Below are 15814 nucleotides of genomic sequence, written 5' to 3' on the forward strand. Positions count from 1 at the left end.
TCCTACGCTGGCTGAGGCAAGGACCCGCGAGCGAAGGAGTTCCGCATGGCCCCCACCGGCCTCATCGATGTACATGCCCACTTCGTCACCGACAGCTACGTCGCCGCGGCCCGGTCCGCGGGGATCGAGCACCCCGACGGGATGCCCGGCTGGCCTGCGTGGAGCGTCGAACAGCATCTCGACCTGATGGACCGCTCGGGCATCGAGAAGTCCTACCTGTCGATCTCCTCTCCGGGCGTGCACTTCGGCGACGACGACGCCGCCCGCGCCCTCGCGCGCGAAGTCAACGAGTTCGGCGCCGGCGTCCGCGGCGAGCGCCCGCGGCGGTTCGGCCACTTCGCCTCCCTGCCGCTGCCCGACGTCGAGGGCGCGCTCGCGGAGGCCGCCCACGCCCTCGACGTACTCGGTGCGGACGGGGTGGCCGTGGAGACCAACCACCACGGCGTCTACCTCGGCGACCCGCGGTTCGAACCCCTGTGGGAGGACCTCGACCGGCGAGGCGCCCTCGTCTTCGTCCACCCCACGTCCCCGCCCCACGCCGACGACGTCTCGCTGGGCCGGCCGCGGCCGATGCTGGAATTTCTCTTCGACACCGCCCGCACGGCGAGCGACCTGCTCCTGCGCGGCGTGTTCACCCGCCACCCGCGGATCCGGTGGGTGCTGACCCACGGCGGGGGAGCGCTGCCTCTGCTCGCCGACCGCATCGACCTGTTCGGCTCCGTGTTCGGTGACGGCTCCGAGGACGTGCCCAGCGCGGTGGAGCAGCTCGGCCGCCTCTGGTACGACATGGCCGGGACGCCCTTCCCGCGCCAGATCCCGGCCCTCGACGCCGCGTTCGGCACCGAGCGCCTGCTGTACGGCAGCGACTACTGCTGGACACCCGCGGCGGGGGCGCTCGCCCAGGTCGCCTCCGTCGACTCCGCGGCGCAACCGTCGACCGCCGACACCTGGCGCGACCTCACCACGCGCAACGCGCGGCGCCTGTTCGACGCGTGACGGCAGCCGAAACCCGTAACTCGAAGCGATCAGTCGTGATGACACGAAGGAGAGACATGAGCAGGTACGTCGAGCCGTCCGGGGTTACGGGGCGAGTGGTGATCCGGGACGTCACCGTGGTCGATCCGCTGGACGGCCGCCGCACCCCCGGTCAGGACGTGGTGGTCGACGGAGGCCGGATCACGTCGGTGACGGCCACCGGTGGCCCCGTCGCGGAGCCGCACGTGGTGGAGGGGCGGGGCCGGTTCGTCGTCCCCGGGTTCATGGACATGCACATGCACGCGTTGAACACCCCGAAGGACGTCGACGGCACGTATGCGCTCATGCTCGCCAACGGTGTGGTCGGTTTCCGTCAGATGTCGGGCAACAAAGCACTCCTGAAGTCCCGGAGACAGGGCACGCTGCCCCAGCCCACCGGCTCCCCGGTGCTCAAAGCGACCGCGGGCGACCTGCTGACCCCGCTGAACGCGAGCACCGCCGACGGTGCGGTGCGGGCCGTCCGCGAACAGCACCGGGACGGAGCCGACTTCGTCAAGGCCGGTATGACGACCCGGGTCACCTTTCTGGCGGCCCTCCAGGAGGCGAACCGTCTCGGTATCCGGCTCGGCGGTCACCTGCCGGCCGACCTCGACCCCCGGGAGGCCGCGCGCGGCGGCGTGTGGTCGATCGAGCACCTCGGTCCCGGCGTCACCGTGTTCGCCGCAGTCTCCTCCAAGGAAGACGAGGTCCGCGCGAGCAACGCCACCCGCAAGCTCCCGCCCATTCCCAGGATCAAGATCCCGGGCGCCGACAGACTGGCGACGAGGCTGATCAAGGGCATGGTCACCAACCCCGCGACCGCCACGTCCGAACTGGAAGCGCACGCCTACAACCTGGCCGACGGATCCTACGACCAGCGGAAGGCGGAGGAGCTGGCGGCCGTGTTCGTCGCACACGGCACCTGGCAGTGCCCCACTCTGATCCGGGTCCACACCCAGCAGTTCGGCGACTCGCCCGAACACACCCAGGATCCGCGGCGCCGCTACATGGCACCCGATGAACTGCGCACCTGGGACAAGTCGTCGAGGAAGTTCTCCAGGCTTCCCGAGGGCACCCGTGAGGCCCTGCACGACCACTGGGCGGCTCAGCTCAGAATGACCAGGACGTTCGCCGACGCCGGAGTTCCGATGGTCGCGGGAACCGACGCGTGCGGAGCCGCGGGAATCATCCCGGGCTTCGCACTCCACGACGAGTTCGACCACCTGGCCGAGGCTGGACTCGACCCGCTGGCCATTCTGCGGATGACGACCACCGAGCCGGCGCGATTCCTGGGCGAGGAGGGGGAGTTCGGCCGGGTCGCGGCCGGCATGCCCGCCGACCTGGTGCTGCTGGACGAGGACCCGCTGGACGACCACACCGCCCTCCGCAAGATCGCGGGAGTGATGCGCGACGGCTCTTGGTGGACCCGCTCGGACCTCGACGCCATCCTCGCGCGGGTCGCCGCCCATCCCGGCGCCCACTGAGACCGACTGCAGCGGGTCTCGCCGTGTGCGAGGCGGCAGGAGACCAGCCGGGCATCCGCGCTGCGGAACAGGGCGAGCTCGCCCGGGTAGGTGGGGGAGTCCAGGACGCCCCTGCTGTTCGGTCGCAGGTACGCCGGGTTGAGCAGGCTCAATGCGGCATCGGCACCGCTGCTCAGCAGAAGGTGCTTACGGTCGGTCGGTGCGCGTCCCCGTGCCCGTCGCGACTCGGCGACTCGCGCGGGCATCGACGCCGTCGTGCCCACACCGACCACTGCCTTCGTCCACGGCCCACTGTGGGGGCCGGCCTTCCAGGCCGGGGACGCCTGTGAGGACGCGGTGGCCGACGGCGCCGCAACGGTGGGCACGGGAGGCGCACGCCACCGACCGCATCAGGACCGCTGTGCTGCTCTCGACGGTCCCGCCGATGTTGCGGACCTTGCCGCATCGGCGTCCGTCGTCTTTTCCAGATGTCGGATTGGAGGTTCACCGCCTTGCCACTGATATCCCGCAGGACGACGTCCGCCGATCGCAGGGCTCTTGCCGGTGCACGTACCGCTGCACTTGGCGGAACACTCAAGGGAGTACGCCGGTAACTCCGTTCTCGCGGAGAGGACGTCGTACCAGCGGTTCGGCCCGAGGATGCCGACCGGCTCACCTCCGCTCGCGCGGAGAGGACAGGCCGAGCGCAGCCGAGATGGCACCATTGGTCCCCTCACCCAGAACGACGTCCCACAACTCCTGGAACACTGCGGCGGTGTCGTCGAGATGGCACATCAACGGGGTCGGGCGGGGCAGTCCATGCTCCTTCCCTCGCAGACGTACATCCAGAACACGGTCCCCCGGGGCCCCACGTCGTCGTGCTTCAGCGTGAACACAGAGATAGCACTGCCCACCGACAACCACCCCATATGGCCCAACTGGCTACCGATGTGAGGGGTGGGCTTTACACTGCCGCGTGACGGCAGGAGGGATGAAAAGCGTGTGCGGCGAAGGTCAGCAAAGGAATTGCAAAGCCGTCGAATAAGGGCAGGTCGCGAAGGGTGCTCTCCGCGCGAGCGGAGGTGAACCGCGGACCAAGTCGGTCGAGTTCGAGTGGCAGACGTGCTCTCCGCGCGAGCGGAGGTGAACCGGCCTCGTGCTCCATGAGTTCGGCGCCCACTTCGTGCTCTCCGCGCGAGCGGAGGTGAACCGGTCTCGATCTCGATCACGCGGCCGGTCTCGGGGTGCTCTCCGCGCGAGCGGAGGTGAACCGACCTTCGTCATGAGCCACGGCCTCTTCACCCCGTGCTCTCCGCGCGAGCGGAGGTGAACCGTCGCACCCTGCCGGGGTTGCGCATTGCGCACAGTGCTCTCCGCGCGAGCGGAGGTGAACCGCCATCGAGCTGGCCGGCCTGGTCCGCGGCTGGGTGCTCTCCGCGCGAGCGGAGGTGAACCGGTCTTCAAGTACGCGAAGACCGAACCCGCCTCGTGCTCTCCGCGCGAGCGGAGGTGAACCGGGGATCCCCGTCGAAAAGGAGGGCACCACCTCGTGCGCGCGAGCGGAGGTGAACCGAACATCCCCAGACGGCTGAACAGTCGGATTCTGCCTCGCAGGGTTCAGCTTTGACGGCGGCTGCTGGAAGCATTCATCTGCGTGGCCGCATGCTGATCCAGACCCTGTTCGCCCGCGTGTTGTCAGCCTGTCTGGGCCGTTCGGGCGCGGTCGGAGAGGAGTCGGGTGAGGCTTTCGAGGTCTGTACTGCTGTAGCTGCGGCTCTCGTTGTCGTTGCCGACGACGATGGTGAGCACCGTTCCGGTGCGGACCACGGTGCTGCGGGTGGTGTCGGTGACGTAAGCGTCCCCCTGGCTCGTCGAGATCGCGAACGCCGCGATCTGGTCCCCGACCTGCGCCATGGTCAGCGAACTCGCTCCCTCCTCCCGCGCTTTGGAGACCATCGCGTCGAAGGCCGTCCGTGCCGTGTCCTCGTCCGGGTAGGAGCGAACCAGGAACTGGGTCTCCATGCTGTAGCGCCCCAGGTACTCGGACTCGCCTTCGAAGGTGGAGCCGTCATCCTGCGAGGAGACGTCTGCGGTGGGTGCCGAGTTCTCGATCCAGCCCGACGGCAGGCTTGTCACGTCCGGCAGTACGTTGCGGACGGCCTCTGTATCGGCGAGAGGCGTCGAGTGGTCCGTATCGCCGATAGCTGCTGAGTCGTTGCCCGCTTCGTCGTTGCTGTCGGTTCCGGGCCTCTGTTGGCTCTTCCCCGGCTCCGACCCGCCTCCGAGCCGGGAGCCCGGAGAGTCGCCGTCCAGGGCTTGGATACCGCCGTAGACCAAGAGCACCATCAAGGTCGCCAGCGCGACGCAGACCACACCGAAGGCGGTGCGTCCAGCGGGAGTGTTGCTGAAGGTCACCGGCCCGAGCGCAATGGTGGTGCGGCGCACTCTCGCCCCACCGCCGATCACCACACTGCCCTGGATGGTCTGCATGGGCGGCTCCTTGGGCGGTGGCCCGGCAAGGACCGGAGCAAGGGCCGCGGCCAACGCGTCGGCGAAGGCACGGTCGGCCGTGACCCCGGCGTCGAGCTCGTTGTGCAACCCTGCGACGGCAGCCGGGTCATCAGGCTGCGCGTCCACGGCTGCCAAGGCCGCCTGTCCCGATGGTGTACCGCTGAGCCGCTGCCGTACGAGGTCCGACACGGTCTGCCCGACACCCGTGGCCACCGCGGTGGCTGCGCCCCCGGCAAACTCTGTCACTACTCGCACGGCCTGTGACACGAGCTCTGTTGGATCCATCGTTTCCCCCACGAGTCAGCTGTGTACATGCTAAGACCGGAGGTGGCCTCCTATAGCTCAACTTAACTAGTATAAAGGCGAGTTGATTGAATTCAGCTTCTGGAATGCGTTGCCCCGGATCCTCACGGACTGGTGGTGGAAGAACGCAGATGTTGCTGCGGAAGGATCCGCCGTCTGCGACTGGGCCTCGACCCCGGACTCTGGACACGGGTTATGCGGTTGGTGTGAGCGCAGTCGATGGTGTTCGGGTCGGAAGTCGCGCTGGAAGCACCGGCTCGACTCTCGGCAAGGCCGCTCCACACCAGTACTGGCCCGCCTCTGACGCCTGAGTCCCAGGACGTGGCTGCGGCTCTTCCACTGCACCATCGTTTCGCCTCCATAGCACTGAGGGGCGTTTCGGCGAAAGAGACGTCCCTTCGATGGGGTGGTCTCGCCCGGACCGCCTGTGCGCGGTTGCGGTTCGTGGTGATGGTCGGGGGAGGCGGCCGTCTGGCCTCCTCACCGCCATGGGGCGGTGATCGTCAAGAACGGTGGGAGGGCTTCGGTGCGGGTGGATGTGGTGCGTGACTCCGCGATGGCGGGGCGAGTGGTGCTGTGGGAGGAGTCGGCTCGGGACGGCGCGCAGGCAAAGACGCTGATGTCGGCGCGGGCCAGGGTTCGTCTGGCGTGTGAGACCGGACGGGTCTTCGGCGGGGACGGGGCGCGGCACGTCGTGTTCGCCGCCGGGTTTCCGGCGGTGTGTGCGGAGGAGTTCGAGGCCGTGCGCCAGGTCGCGGTGGAGGCGGAGGGCGCGGTGAGTGTGGCGGCGGTGTGCCGGGGGGCGGCGCGGGACGTGGAGCAGGCGGTCGCGTCGGTGCGCGGCAGCCGTCACGCGCGGGTGATGGTGGTGGTGCCGGCCTCGGAGGCCATGGCGCAGGTGATGGTCCACCGCCCGGCCGCCGAAGCACTCCAGGCCGGGGTCGAACTGGTCAAGCGGGCCCGCGACCTGGACCAGGAGGTGGCAGTCGATGTGTGCCTGGCCGATGCTTCCCGGGCCGACCACGCGCTGATGGGCACCTTCGCCGGGGAGCTGACCGCCGTCGGCGCCGGACTCGTCGTGTTGGCGGACACCGTCGGCGCCCAGTTGCCCGACGCCTGCCGGCAGATGTTCACCGCGGTCGGGACCGCAGCGGGCGGGGACACCGTGCTCGCCTCCCACCTGCACAACGACCTCGGACTCGGCCTGGCCAACAGCCTGCAGGCCCTGGCCTGCGGGGTGCGGGTGATCTCCTCCTCCTGGCTGGGCCTCGCGGAGCGCGCCGGCCTCGTTGCGACCGAGCAGTTGCTGTTCCTCCTCGCCCGGCACGCGCCCGAACTCCTCGGCACCGGCGCCGTACCGTGGTGGATTGAACCGGACCTGACCCGGCTGCCGGGCATCGCGGAGATGGTCGCGCAGGAGACCGGGGTGCCACTGTCGGTGACCACTCCGATCGTCGGGACCGGGGTGGGCACCATTTCCACTGGCACGCCCTTCGTCCACCCGGAGCTGTTCCAGCCCTACGACCCCCATCAGGTCCTGGGCATCGAGCCGCGCACGGTGCTGACCCAACTGGCCAGCGCCCGGGTCGCCACCGCAGTCGCCGCCCGCCTCGGTCACGCCCTCGATGACGACCAGGCACGTGCGGCGATGGCCTGGGCCAAGAGACGGGCCTTCGCTACCGGACGGTCCGTCATCGACGATGCAGCGTTCGACGCCTACCTCCAGGGCCTCACCCACACCACCACCGGGAGCATGCCGTGACCTCCACTGCCGAACCCACAGCCCGGCCCCCGGCCGACTTCACCACCGTGCGCGACGCTCTCGCCGCGGGCGGGGCGGTCGTCCTGCCCAACCCGGCACCGCTGACCCATGTCGTCACCGCCACCCGCCCCCGCGCCGTCAACCAGGCCAAGGGCCGGAACGCCGACCAGCCGGTCGCCCTGTGGGCCCATCACCCCGGCACCCTGGACACGCTCGACCGGCTGTGGGACCTCACACCGCAGGACAGGACGCTGGCACGGCGGCTGCTCGGTGATGAACACCTCACAGTCCTTCTGCCGCTCAGGCCCGGCGCGGAAGGTCCGGCCTGGCTGGCCCCGGCCCAGAAGGACGGCTGGGTCCTGCTGTTCGGAGCCCGCTGGCAGCCTCTGCGGCCTCTGCTGGACGAATACCCGATGCTGTATGTCTCCAGCGCCAACCGCACCGGACACCCACCCGCCGCCACCACCGAGGAAGCGCTCGCCATGTTCCCCGCAGCCGTTCCCGTCCTGGACCCGCCGCAACCCGACGCCGGACTGAGCGGGACGGAGCGGCAGGCAACGACGACGGTGCGCCTGCACCCGGACGGCCGGCCCGAACTGCACCGGCACGGGGCCCAGGACCAGAACCACGGCAGCGCGGGCGCCTACCTGCGCCACCTGCTAGCCCGGTACACAGCCACCACCCGGTAAGCCGCCTTGACACCGACGTGCGGGAAAACGGAGAAGGCACTCCGCCCGGCCGTCATCGACATCGAGGGCCGTACGCAGCCCGGCTCGCGCATTCGACTCATTCCCTCGTGTTGCTCCTGTCGGATTTCAATGGTTTCGCCATTCTTCGCTGCCCTTTGCGTACATTTGGTCAATCGCCGACTGGCGGACGCCGAAGGGCTTCGCGGCGATGAGCGCAGGAGGTGCGGTGATGTCATGGCGTCAATGGGTGAACGGGGTGACCCGTTCACCGAGCGCGCTGCCACTGGCGGTCGTCCTGGGCATCGCGGTTGTGGACGCGGCCACCGGCCCGGAGTACAACCTGCTGCCCGTGTACGCGGCCGGGCCTGCGGTGGCTTCGGCACGAGGGCCCGTGCGGAACGTCGTGGCCATGGGTGTGGTGGCGGTTCTCCTGTGCCTGCTGTTCGCATGGAAAGCCGACCGCTTCGGGGAGCTGCGGATGCGTGTCGCGCTCGCGGCGATCGCCTACGTCACGTTGGCATCCGCCTTCGCGGCGTGGTCCCGGGTAAGGACCGAGCGACGTCTCGTCGACGTGCGGGAAGTGGCCGAGACCCTGGAGGACGTGCTCTTCACCCCCGTACCGCCGGTCATCGGGCCTGTCCGCATCGGAACCTCGTACATCTCCGCGAGCCGCGCCACCCGCATCGGAGGGGACCTCTACGACGCGGTGGCATCGCCCGACGGTGTCCGCCTGATCATCGCCGACGTCCAGGGCAAAGGACTGGCCACCGTCCGCTGTGCCGCCGCGGTGCTGGCCGCCTTCCGGGAAGCCGCCTCCGCGCTCGAAGATCTCGCGGACGTGGACCGTCGCATCGAGACCGCCCTGGAACGCCGAACGGACGGCCAGCGGTTCGTGACGGGCATCCTCGCCCGGATCAGCCCCTCCGGGCGGCTCATCGCGTTCAACCACGGCCACCCCCCACCCCTGTTGCGTGCCCGTGACGGCAGTACCGCGTTCGTGGAGTCGGACGATCCGGTCCCTCCGTTCGGCCTGAGCGCACTGACGGGCGGGGCCCGGCAAGACAGCGTCAACCGGCTCACCCTGCAGGCGGGGGACCGGCTCTTCTTCTACACCGACGGCCTCAGCGAGGCCCGAGACGGCGAAGGCAATTTCTACCCGGTGGGCGAGAGGGTGGCGCCGCTGCTGGGCGAAGGCGATCCAGGAGAAGCCCTGAGCCGGATCCGGGCCGACGTCGCAGCCTTCACCGGGGCGCCACCGGACGACGACTCCGCCCTGCTTCTCATCGAGCTCGCCCCGCAGCCGCACGACGACGAAGCCCGGGGCCGCTTGACGGTGAACCCGCCGCGCGATCTTCCCAGCCCGTGATCACGTGCCTCGGTGAGGATGCCACCCGGTTGTTCCTCCCGTCCGCACTCGGCATACCGCTCCACGAGCCCTTGTGAACAAGGTGGTTGAAGTGACGGGAAGTTCCTGGGGATGCTCGTGCATACCGTGTGACAGGTGTGGGTAGCTTGCGCTCGCCAGCAAATCGGCGTGCCGTTTCTCACGACTCGCCGGGTCCGACGAGTCGCGTGACACTCCCGGGAGGAGGTGCAGGGATGAAGCTCCTTTTCGCCATCCGTAACAAGGTCGCGGCCACCAAGAGCCTCAAGGCGAGCGCTTGGTACATCTGGTACTGAGCGTGACGCTCGGCCACGTCGCCGAGTAGACAACGTTGTCCGGCACTCCGCTCCGGTGGGGTGCCGGACAACGGTCAGCCGCACTGTTCCCTCAACACCTTCTTCCCCCTGCAGCGGAGCCACGATGTCGCCGTCATCCACAGTGCGCCCGCGCACCACCGTGTTCGCACCCCGCTTGGCCGCGCTCCTCGACAAGCACGTGGGCCAGGACGTCTTCCGGCTGGAGCCGGACACGGTCGGGGTCGCCGGGGTCGAGGTCGCCGACCGCATCCTTTCCGCGCGCCGGGCCACCGAGACGGAGCGCCCGACCTTCAAACCCCTGCACGGGCGTTCCATAGCGCGTGGTGAGGCTTCCGCCGTCACCCGCACGATCGGCAGCGACGTACGCGCGGCACTGGCCGCCTACGAGCCGCGGCAGGTGGACCTCTCCGGGTCCTGGCCGCTGACCGGGCACCTCTTCCTGCGCGACCTCATCCTGGGGCAGGACCCCTACCGGCTGCGCCTGCTCATGAGCCGCTACCTCGAACTGACGCCCAAGCTCACCTGGTCGGTCATCGCGCTCGGCGCCGCCCTGCCCGGCTGGCCCCGGCCGGGCGACCGGCTCACCGGGCTCGGCGCACGGGCGGCGGAGGCCACCGGCTACCAGGACCGCCGGTACGCGTTGGGCATGTACCGCCGAGCGGCGGCCCCGGTCTGCTTCACCGTCTCCACCCTCGTCGCCAACGCGCTCTGGCTCGGGTCGCCCCTCGACGACAGCACACCCAACCGGCACCTCATCCATGAGGCGTTGCGGATGCTGCCACCGTCCTGGAACATCCTGCGCAACGCCTCACCGGAGTATCCCGTCATCGACGACCGGATCGGCGAGCACGACGACGTCCTGCTGCTGCCCCTGCTGTCCCACCGCGACCCCGCCCTGTGGGACGACCCGGACAGCTTCCGTCCGGAGCGCTGGAACGATCTCGATCCCGACACCGCTCCCGGCTACCTGCCGTTCGGCCACTCCTCGGAACGCTGCTGGGGCCGGCACATGGTGATGCCCCTCGCCGAACTCCTGCTCGACCTCATCCGCGGCTCCGGACTGGTGGTCGACCCGGACCAACGGACCGGCAAGGTGCCTCTCCTCGGCCTGTTGGGCGTGGAGGACGTACGGCTGACACGGCCGTACCGCGTCTGACCCTTCACGAGCCACCTGTGCCGTCGGTCAGATCCCACCTGCGGGTGTCCGCTGCTCCCGTCGGCCCGGATCGGGTCAGGTGGCGGACGGGATCCGGTGCGCCGCGACGTAGCGGGCCGGATCGCCCCGGTGGCTCGTCGTCCAGCGGCGGGCCGTCTGCTCGGCGAACGTCTCGTTCGTGTCCACGATCTCGTCGAGCGGGTCGAGATAACCTGCCGCCTCGGGCTGTTCGAGCCCTGCCCGGATGCGGGCCTGCAGGCCCGCGCGGGCCAGCCCGAGCAGGTGCCGGGCCAGGTCGCGCACGCTGTCCCCGCCCAGACGGGTGGCCAGTCCGGCGGTGGGCAGGGCGCGTTGCGCGGCGTCGTTCTCCTGGGGTGTGTACCGCCGGAGGAGTTCCCAGGCGGCCGCGCGGCTGGGCGCGTGGTACGTCAGTCCGGTCCACAGTGCCGGACCTGCGGGAACGTACGGGTACGGGGGGCCGTCCGGCGCGCGGGTCTCCAGGGTCCGGCGCACGCGGACGGTGGTGTAGATCTGGTCGAGGTGCGAGAGCCAGTCCTCCCAGCGGGGCCGGGTGCCGTCGTCGAAGCCGTGGCGCAGATGGTCCGCGAAGGGCTGCGGTCCGGCGAGACGGTAGCCGCCCGGGCCGCGACGGTAGATCATGGGCATGCCCAGTGCCCAGTCGGTGAGGGCCTCCACCGTGAGCGGGGTCCGCAGCGCGGGGCCGGGAGAGCCGCAACGGCGGGGGTCCATGCGCAGCCAGTCGCGGCAGCGGTGCGAGAGGACCCCGTCGAGGCGTCCGGCGTACAGCGGCGAGTTGACGAACAGCGCGGCGACGACGGGTGAGGCGGCTACCTGAACGCGCAGCTTCGAGGCCAGGTCGTCCTCGGACAGGTGGTCCAGGGTGGTCTGGGTCGAGGTCGACAGCCTCATGATGTGCGGAGCCCCTTCCCCGTCCGGGCCGAGCCCCGCGAAGTACGTCCGCATGACTCCACCGCGCACGGTGGGTACCCAGGTGGCGCGCTCCGCCCTGTCGAACGGGAGGTTTCCCCCGGGAACGATGGCCAGCCGGTGCCGCTGCGCCAGAGCGGCCAGGGCTTCCATGGTGGCGCGCATCGCCGTCACCAGAGTGACGAGGTCGTCCGCGGGAGGGGAGGAGTACTCCAGCTGGCCTCCGTGTTCGAGTGTCAGCTTCGTCCCGTCCGCGAGATGCACCCCCGTCAGGACGTCGTCGGCCCACTGCGGTGAACCGCCCCAGTCCCGCAACACCTGGTGGAGGAGGGCAGCCATGCCGTGGGGCCCGTCGTAGGGGGCCGCGAGTCCGGTCGCCTCGTCCAGCACACCTGCCTCGATCTCCAGGCCGATGCGTTCGCGGGTGCCGTGGGGCGCGTGGAACGCTTCGTGCAGGTCGGACCTGCGCAAGCGAGCACGCCCGCTCCCCGTGTCGCACGTACTCACGATGCCGTCCCTTCCCGGACGAAGTCTTCCGTACCGCGCTCCTCGCGGTGCCCGCCCGGCTCCTCGGCGGTCGCGGACAGCCGGTCGAGCAGGTGGCCGACCGTGCGGAGTGCCGACTGGGCGGCGCCCTGCATCCACGCGTGGGCGGCCGAGAGGTGCTCGCCGGCGAAGTAGAGGCGCGGGTCGCTCTCCGGGTGCGGCGTCGCGAGGCCGTTGAGGTACCTCGTGTGCTCGCCGGGAGAGAGATAGGCGAAAGACCCTCCGCTCATGCCCAGATGGCTGTCCCAGTCCCAGTGCACGATCTCGTCGATGTCCTCACAGATCCCCGGATGCAACTGCTCCAGGCACCGCATCACGACCCGGTCGCGGTCCGCGGCCGGCAGTGCGGTGAACCGGCGGGCGTGCGGGCCCCAGAGATAGGCGCCCGTAAGCACCCCCGGCTCGTGCGAGAGCTCGGCGTTCCGGGCGGTCAGCCTCTGAGGTGAGGACGGGCGGGCGTCCAGGACGACGCGGGCGTTGTCCGACGGGTACCAGCACTGCTGAATGGGGAGGTCGGTGAAGCTCCCACCGCCGTAGATGCCGTCGTCGAGTTCCCAGCTCCGCCGACGCAGGTGCACCAGGGTTTTGGTACTGCTCGCATAGGTGAGACTGCGGACGGCCTGGGCCTGCCGGTGGGGCAGGGCCGGGGTGATGGTGATCCGGTCGAGTGTGGTCAGCGGGACGCAGGCCAGCACGGCATCGTAGGTCTCGTCGACGGGGCGGCCCACGCAGTGCCCTCTGATCCGGCCACCGTCGGAGTTCAGCTCCACCGCGTCGACGTGGGTCGACAGGCGCAGCGACCCCGGCGTCAGCCGCCGTACGAACTCACGGACCAGCGTGTCCATCCCGCCGACCAGTTCGAGGGGGGCGGCATGGAAGAGACCGAAGTAGTCGACGAGCACTTCGAGAAGGGAGGCGTGCTCGTAGTGGACCAGTCCGCTGGCGTACCCCAGCAGATCCCAGGCGTCCTCGGAGAACTGCTCCCGTGCGAACTGCCACAAGGAGACCGACATCAGGCGGTCCAGAGCCGCGTCCTGCCAGTTGCCCTCCAGGACACTCAGCTGCTGTGCATGGCTGAGCGCGTCCCAGGCCGTACGCAGCACACGGTCCAGCCAGTTCCTCGGCCCGTCCTGGTCGGCGGCGTCGAGGCCGTAATCCGGATAAAGCTGGTGGCCGTGGCTCAATCGGGTGCGGCGGCCGCGCAGGTGGTAGTACCCATCCGGGTTCAGGTTGACGAAGGGACGGGTCCGCAGCCCGAACTCACGCACGTAATGGAGCACGCATTCGTGATTTCCGGGAATGCGCATCGCGCCGACGTCCGCGTAGGTCCCGTCCCAGAAACGATGCGTACGCACCCGCCCCCCGGGACGCTCGGCCTGCTCGTAGAGCACGGCTTTCACTCCGCGCCGCTGCAGTTCGTAGGCCGAGACCAGACCGGCCAGCCCGCCGCCGATGATTCCCACACGCGCCGGGCGAGCGGCACTCGCCACTCGTAATTCCTCCGGAAACGCGAAGCACCGATCGAACAAACCCTCCACACTCCTCCACTCGCATACTGCTCCCCCCATTGTCTGGCGATCCGCACCCGCCGCAACGACATCCATGAGGCGATCGGGGAGACCTTCAGCCGCTCGAAGAAATGACGGGAGAAGGCTTCCCCCGACGGCGGCGGGAAGTCCCGGAAGAGGCGGGAAGTCCTGAAGGAGGCGGTGGCGTCGGCTGTATCGGCGGTCCTCCCGTCGTGGCTTCTCGGGGGCAGGGGCTTCACCCGCGTCCAAGGCCGACTGGGCTCCCCGCCGGGGGTGTCCGCTTCGTTGCTCCGGACCACGCTGATCGGATGGGGCTCGTCATACGGGGTTCCGGGCAGCCCGTCCCGGCTGATACAGCACGCCCGGCCGAACGCGCCGGTGCCGGGCAGGAGAACCTGCCCGGCACCGGCGCGGACCGACGTGGGAAACCGTGGGGAGCGGATCACTGCTGTCCCGACCGGGGTTCGTGCGGTCGGCACCGGCTGACCGGGGCCCCCGGGCACCTCAGCCGGGCAATCCCCGGGGACCTACTTGCTGTGGTCCCCCATGGAGCCCTCGTGGCCGCTCTTCGTCTCGTCGTGGCCGCGGTCGTGGCCTTCGCCGTTGACGCAGGTGTTTCCGAAGCTCGGGTTCAGCAGACCGATGATGTTGAGGGAGTTCCCGCACACGTTGACGGGAATGTGGATGGGGATCTGGACGACGTTGCCGGACAGCACGCCCGGCGAGCCGAAGGCGGCACCTTGCGCTCCGGCATCCGCGGCGGCCGTTCCGGCGCCGGTGAACATCAGGGCGGCAGCGGCCGCGGCCAGGAATACTGTGCTTCTCAGCTTCAACATTGAGCTCTCCGCACTTCGAGTGCCACCGCTCGGACGCGGCAACTGCCCCCACGATGCGCGCCCGCTCCCGTCCGGACCGCCGACGCGCCTGCCCGCCGCCCAGACCCCCCTGAACGGTCGTTCATTCATGCGCGGTTGGCCGAATCGTGCCCCCGGATCCGCTGAGGGTGCGTGCCGTCGGACCGGCCAGGTAGTCGTCCAGGAGAGCGATCTGACGCCCCGGCGGGAACGCCTCCGGGGCGAACAGCGCCTGGACCACCAGGCCGAGTACGAAGGACTGGGCCGCGGCGGCGATGTGCTCGGGGTCGCCGGGGGGCAGTTCACCGAGCTCCTGGGCCGCGGCCACCTGCTCGCTCAGCCTGTCCCGGCTCCGGGCGTACTTGCGGGCGTAGGCGGAGCTCAGGTGGGGGTCGGAAAGCGCGGCATCCCAGGACGAGACCCAGATCCGGTTGCTGTCGGTGGACTCCGGAGTCAGCGGCAGGATGTCGAGGAGTGCGGCCCTGAAGGCGGCCAGGCCTGCACCTGCCTCGCGGCGGGGGCGGGTGATGGTGCGCTGTTCGAGCAGGTCGAGGGCGTACTCGACCAACGCTTGTTTGGTCGGGAAGTAGTGCGTGAGCAGGCCGGTGGTGGCGCCGAGTTCGGCGGCGACGGCGCGCAGGGTCAGGCCGGTGAAGCCACGGGTGGCCATGATCTGCCAGACCGCCGCGGAGACGTCGCGTCGACGGGCCTCGTGGTCTCCCTTGGTACGGGGCATGCCGACACGGTACATTGCCGTAACGCTTGTTATGTAAATGGGGGTGCTCATGTTCTGGCTGTCGCTGCGCGACGGTGCCCGCCTCGGGGAACTGGAGGTCTGGCACGCGGAGGAGTTCGCCGCCCACATGGACCGGGCCCGCGACCACATCCGGCCGTGGGTCGGGCCCGCGTTCCTCACCGGCGACGTGGACGGGGCGCGGGCCACGCTCGCGCGGTATGCCGGACGCAAGGCCGCCGACGGAGCCCGCTTGTACGGCATCTGGCGGAGCGAAGTCCTGGTCGGCGGGGTGATGTTCACGGACTTCGACGCCGCTGCCGGCACGTGTGAGATCGGCTGTTGGCTGGAGCCGTCCGCCGAGGGGCACGGGCTGATCACCCAGGCGGGCGGCGCCCTGCTGGACTGGGCGTTCACGTCCCGGGGGCTGCACCGTGCCGAGTGGCACTGCCGGGCCGACAACGACCGCAGCTCGGCGGTGGCCAAGCGACTCGGCATGACCTTGGAGGGCGTACGCCATGAGGCGTGGCCGTACGAGGGCGTGCGCCACGACAAGCAGCTCTGGGCCGTCCTTGCTCCGGAATGGCACGACCTGGAGCGGTGAG

14 protein-coding genes and 1 CRISPR repeat array are annotated in these 15814 nt (G+C 69.8%); of the genes, 8 read left to right on the forward strand and 6 right to left on the reverse strand.

Translation table 11 applies throughout. The annotated features are described in order from the left end of the window. Positions 1 to 45: 45 nt before the first annotated feature. Together OG599_RS32450 and OG599_RS32455 are read left to right on the forward strand one after the other, a co-directional pair. Positions 46 to 996, forward strand: coding sequence for an amidohydrolase family protein (locus tag OG599_RS32450; protein WP_327179535.1), 951 nt, complete (start codon positions 46 to 48; stop codon positions 994 to 996). Positions 997 to 1052: 56 nt separating this feature from the next. After that, entirely contained in the window at positions 1053 to 2498 is a 1446-nt protein-coding gene (locus tag OG599_RS32455) for an amidohydrolase family protein (RefSeq protein WP_327179536.1), read from the forward strand. A 651-nt stretch (positions 2499 to 3149) separates the two neighbouring features. On the opposite strand, the gene OG599_RS35530 is transcribed toward OG599_RS32455, so the two are convergent. Next, positions 3150 to 3401 carry an HD domain-containing protein gene (locus OG599_RS35530; protein WP_442809619.1) on the reverse strand — a complete coding sequence of 84 codons (252 nt, stop codon included), beginning with the start codon at positions 3399 to 3401 and terminating at the stop codon, positions 3150 to 3152. Positions 3402 to 3538: 137 nt separating this feature from the next. Further along, positions 3539 to 3994: a CRISPR direct-repeat array (repeat unit 29 nt; unit sequence GTGCTCTCCGCGCGAGCGGAGGTGAACCG). Between the two features lie 178 nt (positions 3995 to 4172). Further along, positions 4173 to 4967 (reverse strand): hypothetical protein, encoded by a 795-nt coding sequence (locus OG599_RS32460; protein ID WP_327179537.1) that lies wholly within the window; start codon positions 4965 to 4967, stop codon positions 4173 to 4175. An 820-nt stretch (positions 4968 to 5787) separates the two neighbouring features. Between OG599_RS32460 and OG599_RS32465 the strand changes: the two genes are divergently transcribed. The 5 genes from OG599_RS32465 to OG599_RS32480 all read left to right on the forward strand — a co-directional run bounded on the left by OG599_RS32465 (position 5788) and on the right by OG599_RS32480 (position 10599). Next, positions 5788 to 7053 (forward strand): 2-isopropylmalate synthase, encoded by a 1266-nt coding sequence (locus OG599_RS32465; RefSeq protein ID WP_327179538.1) that lies wholly within the window; start codon positions 5788 to 5790, stop codon positions 7051 to 7053. Continuing rightward, positions 7050 to 7742 carry a Sua5/YciO/YrdC/YwlC family protein gene (locus tag OG599_RS32470; protein ID WP_327179539.1) on the forward strand — a complete coding sequence of 231 codons (693 nt, stop codon included), beginning with the start codon at positions 7050 to 7052 and terminating at the stop codon, positions 7740 to 7742. Before OG599_RS32465 ends, OG599_RS32470 begins: the two co-directional genes overlap by 4 nt. Before the next feature lie 229 nt (positions 7743 to 7971). Further along, positions 7972 to 9108, forward strand: coding sequence for a PP2C family protein-serine/threonine phosphatase (locus OG599_RS32475; RefSeq protein ID WP_327179540.1), 1137 nt, complete (start codon positions 7972 to 7974; stop codon positions 9106 to 9108). Positions 9109 to 9341: 233 nt separating this feature from the next. Continuing rightward, a complete protein-coding gene (locus tag OG599_RS35535; protein WP_442809725.1) occupies positions 9342 to 9422 on the forward strand; it encodes a tryptorubin family RiPP precursor in 81 nt (26 codons plus the stop codon). Positions 9423 to 9546: 124 nt separating this feature from the next. After that, positions 9547 to 10599 carry a cytochrome P450 gene (locus OG599_RS32480; protein WP_327179541.1) on the forward strand — a complete coding sequence of 351 codons (1053 nt, stop codon included), beginning with the start codon at positions 9547 to 9549 and terminating at the stop codon, positions 10597 to 10599. A gap of 75 nt (positions 10600 to 10674) precedes the next feature. On the opposite strand, the gene OG599_RS32485 is transcribed toward OG599_RS32480, so the two are convergent. The 4 genes from OG599_RS32485 to OG599_RS32500 form a co-directional block, all read right to left on the reverse strand. After that, the gene (locus OG599_RS32485; protein ID WP_327179542.1) at positions 10675 to 12018 is read right to left on the reverse strand and encodes a glutamate-cysteine ligase family protein; all 1344 of its coding nucleotides are present in this window, start codon (positions 12016 to 12018) and stop codon (positions 10675 to 10677) included. Between the two features lie 32 nt (positions 12019 to 12050). Further along, positions 12051 to 13583 (reverse strand): flavin monoamine oxidase family protein, encoded by a 1533-nt coding sequence (locus tag OG599_RS32490; RefSeq protein ID WP_327179543.1) that lies wholly within the window; start codon positions 13581 to 13583, stop codon positions 12051 to 12053. Positions 13584 to 14149: 566 nt separating this feature from the next. Further along, complete coding sequence (locus tag OG599_RS32495; protein WP_327179544.1) at positions 14150 to 14458, reverse strand: chaplin; 309 nt, start codon at positions 14456 to 14458, stop codon at positions 14150 to 14152. A 121-nt stretch (positions 14459 to 14579) separates the two neighbouring features. Next, positions 14580 to 15212, reverse strand: a complete 633-nt coding sequence (locus tag OG599_RS32500) for a TetR/AcrR family transcriptional regulator (protein ID WP_327179545.1) — start codon at positions 15210 to 15212, stop codon at positions 14580 to 14582. Between the two features lie 49 nt (positions 15213 to 15261). Between OG599_RS32500 and OG599_RS32505 the strand changes: the two genes are divergently transcribed. Continuing rightward, positions 15262 to 15813: a GNAT family N-acetyltransferase gene (locus OG599_RS32505; RefSeq protein WP_327180269.1), complete on the forward strand. Its 552-nt coding sequence runs from the start codon at positions 15262 to 15264 to the stop codon at positions 15811 to 15813. Position 15814 lies beyond the last annotated feature (1 nt).

The organism is Streptomyces sp. NBC_01335 (assembly GCF_035953295.1).
Lineage (GTDB): Bacteria > Actinomycetota > Actinomycetes > Streptomycetales > Streptomycetaceae > Streptomyces.

Excerpts from the sequence above, each read along its gene's own strand:
- OG599_RS32455 (WP_327179536.1), top strand. The coding sequence starts at position 1,053 with ATGAGCAGGTACGTCGAGCCGTCCGGGGTTACGGGGCGAGTGGTGATC.
- OG599_RS32500 (WP_327179545.1), bottom strand. The coding sequence starts at position 15,212 with ATGCCCCGTACCAAGGGAGACCACGAGGCCCGTCGACGCGACGTCTCC.
- OG599_RS32475 (WP_327179540.1), top strand. The coding sequence starts at position 7,972 with ATGTCATGGCGTCAATGGGTGAACGGGGTGACCCGTTCACCGAGCGCG.
- OG599_RS32480 (WP_327179541.1), top strand. The coding sequence starts at position 9,547 with ATGTCGCCGTCATCCACAGTGCGCCCGCGCACCACCGTGTTCGCACCC.
- OG599_RS35535 (WP_442809725.1), top strand. The coding sequence starts at position 9,342 with ATGAAGCTCCTTTTCGCCATCCGTAACAAGGTCGCGGCCACCAAGAGC.
- OG599_RS32505 (WP_327180269.1), top strand. The coding sequence starts at position 15,262 with ATGTTCTGGCTGTCGCTGCGCGACGGTGCCCGCCTCGGGGAACTGGAG.
- OG599_RS32450 (WP_327179535.1), top strand. The coding sequence starts at position 46 with ATGGCCCCCACCGGCCTCATCGATGTACATGCCCACTTCGTCACCGAC.
- OG599_RS32460 (WP_327179537.1), bottom strand. The coding sequence starts at position 4,967 with ATGCAGACCATCCAGGGCAGTGTGGTGATCGGCGGTGGGGCGAGAGTG.
- OG599_RS32495 (WP_327179544.1), bottom strand. The coding sequence starts at position 14,458 with ATGTTGAAGCTGAGAAGCACAGTATTCCTGGCCGCGGCCGCTGCCGCC.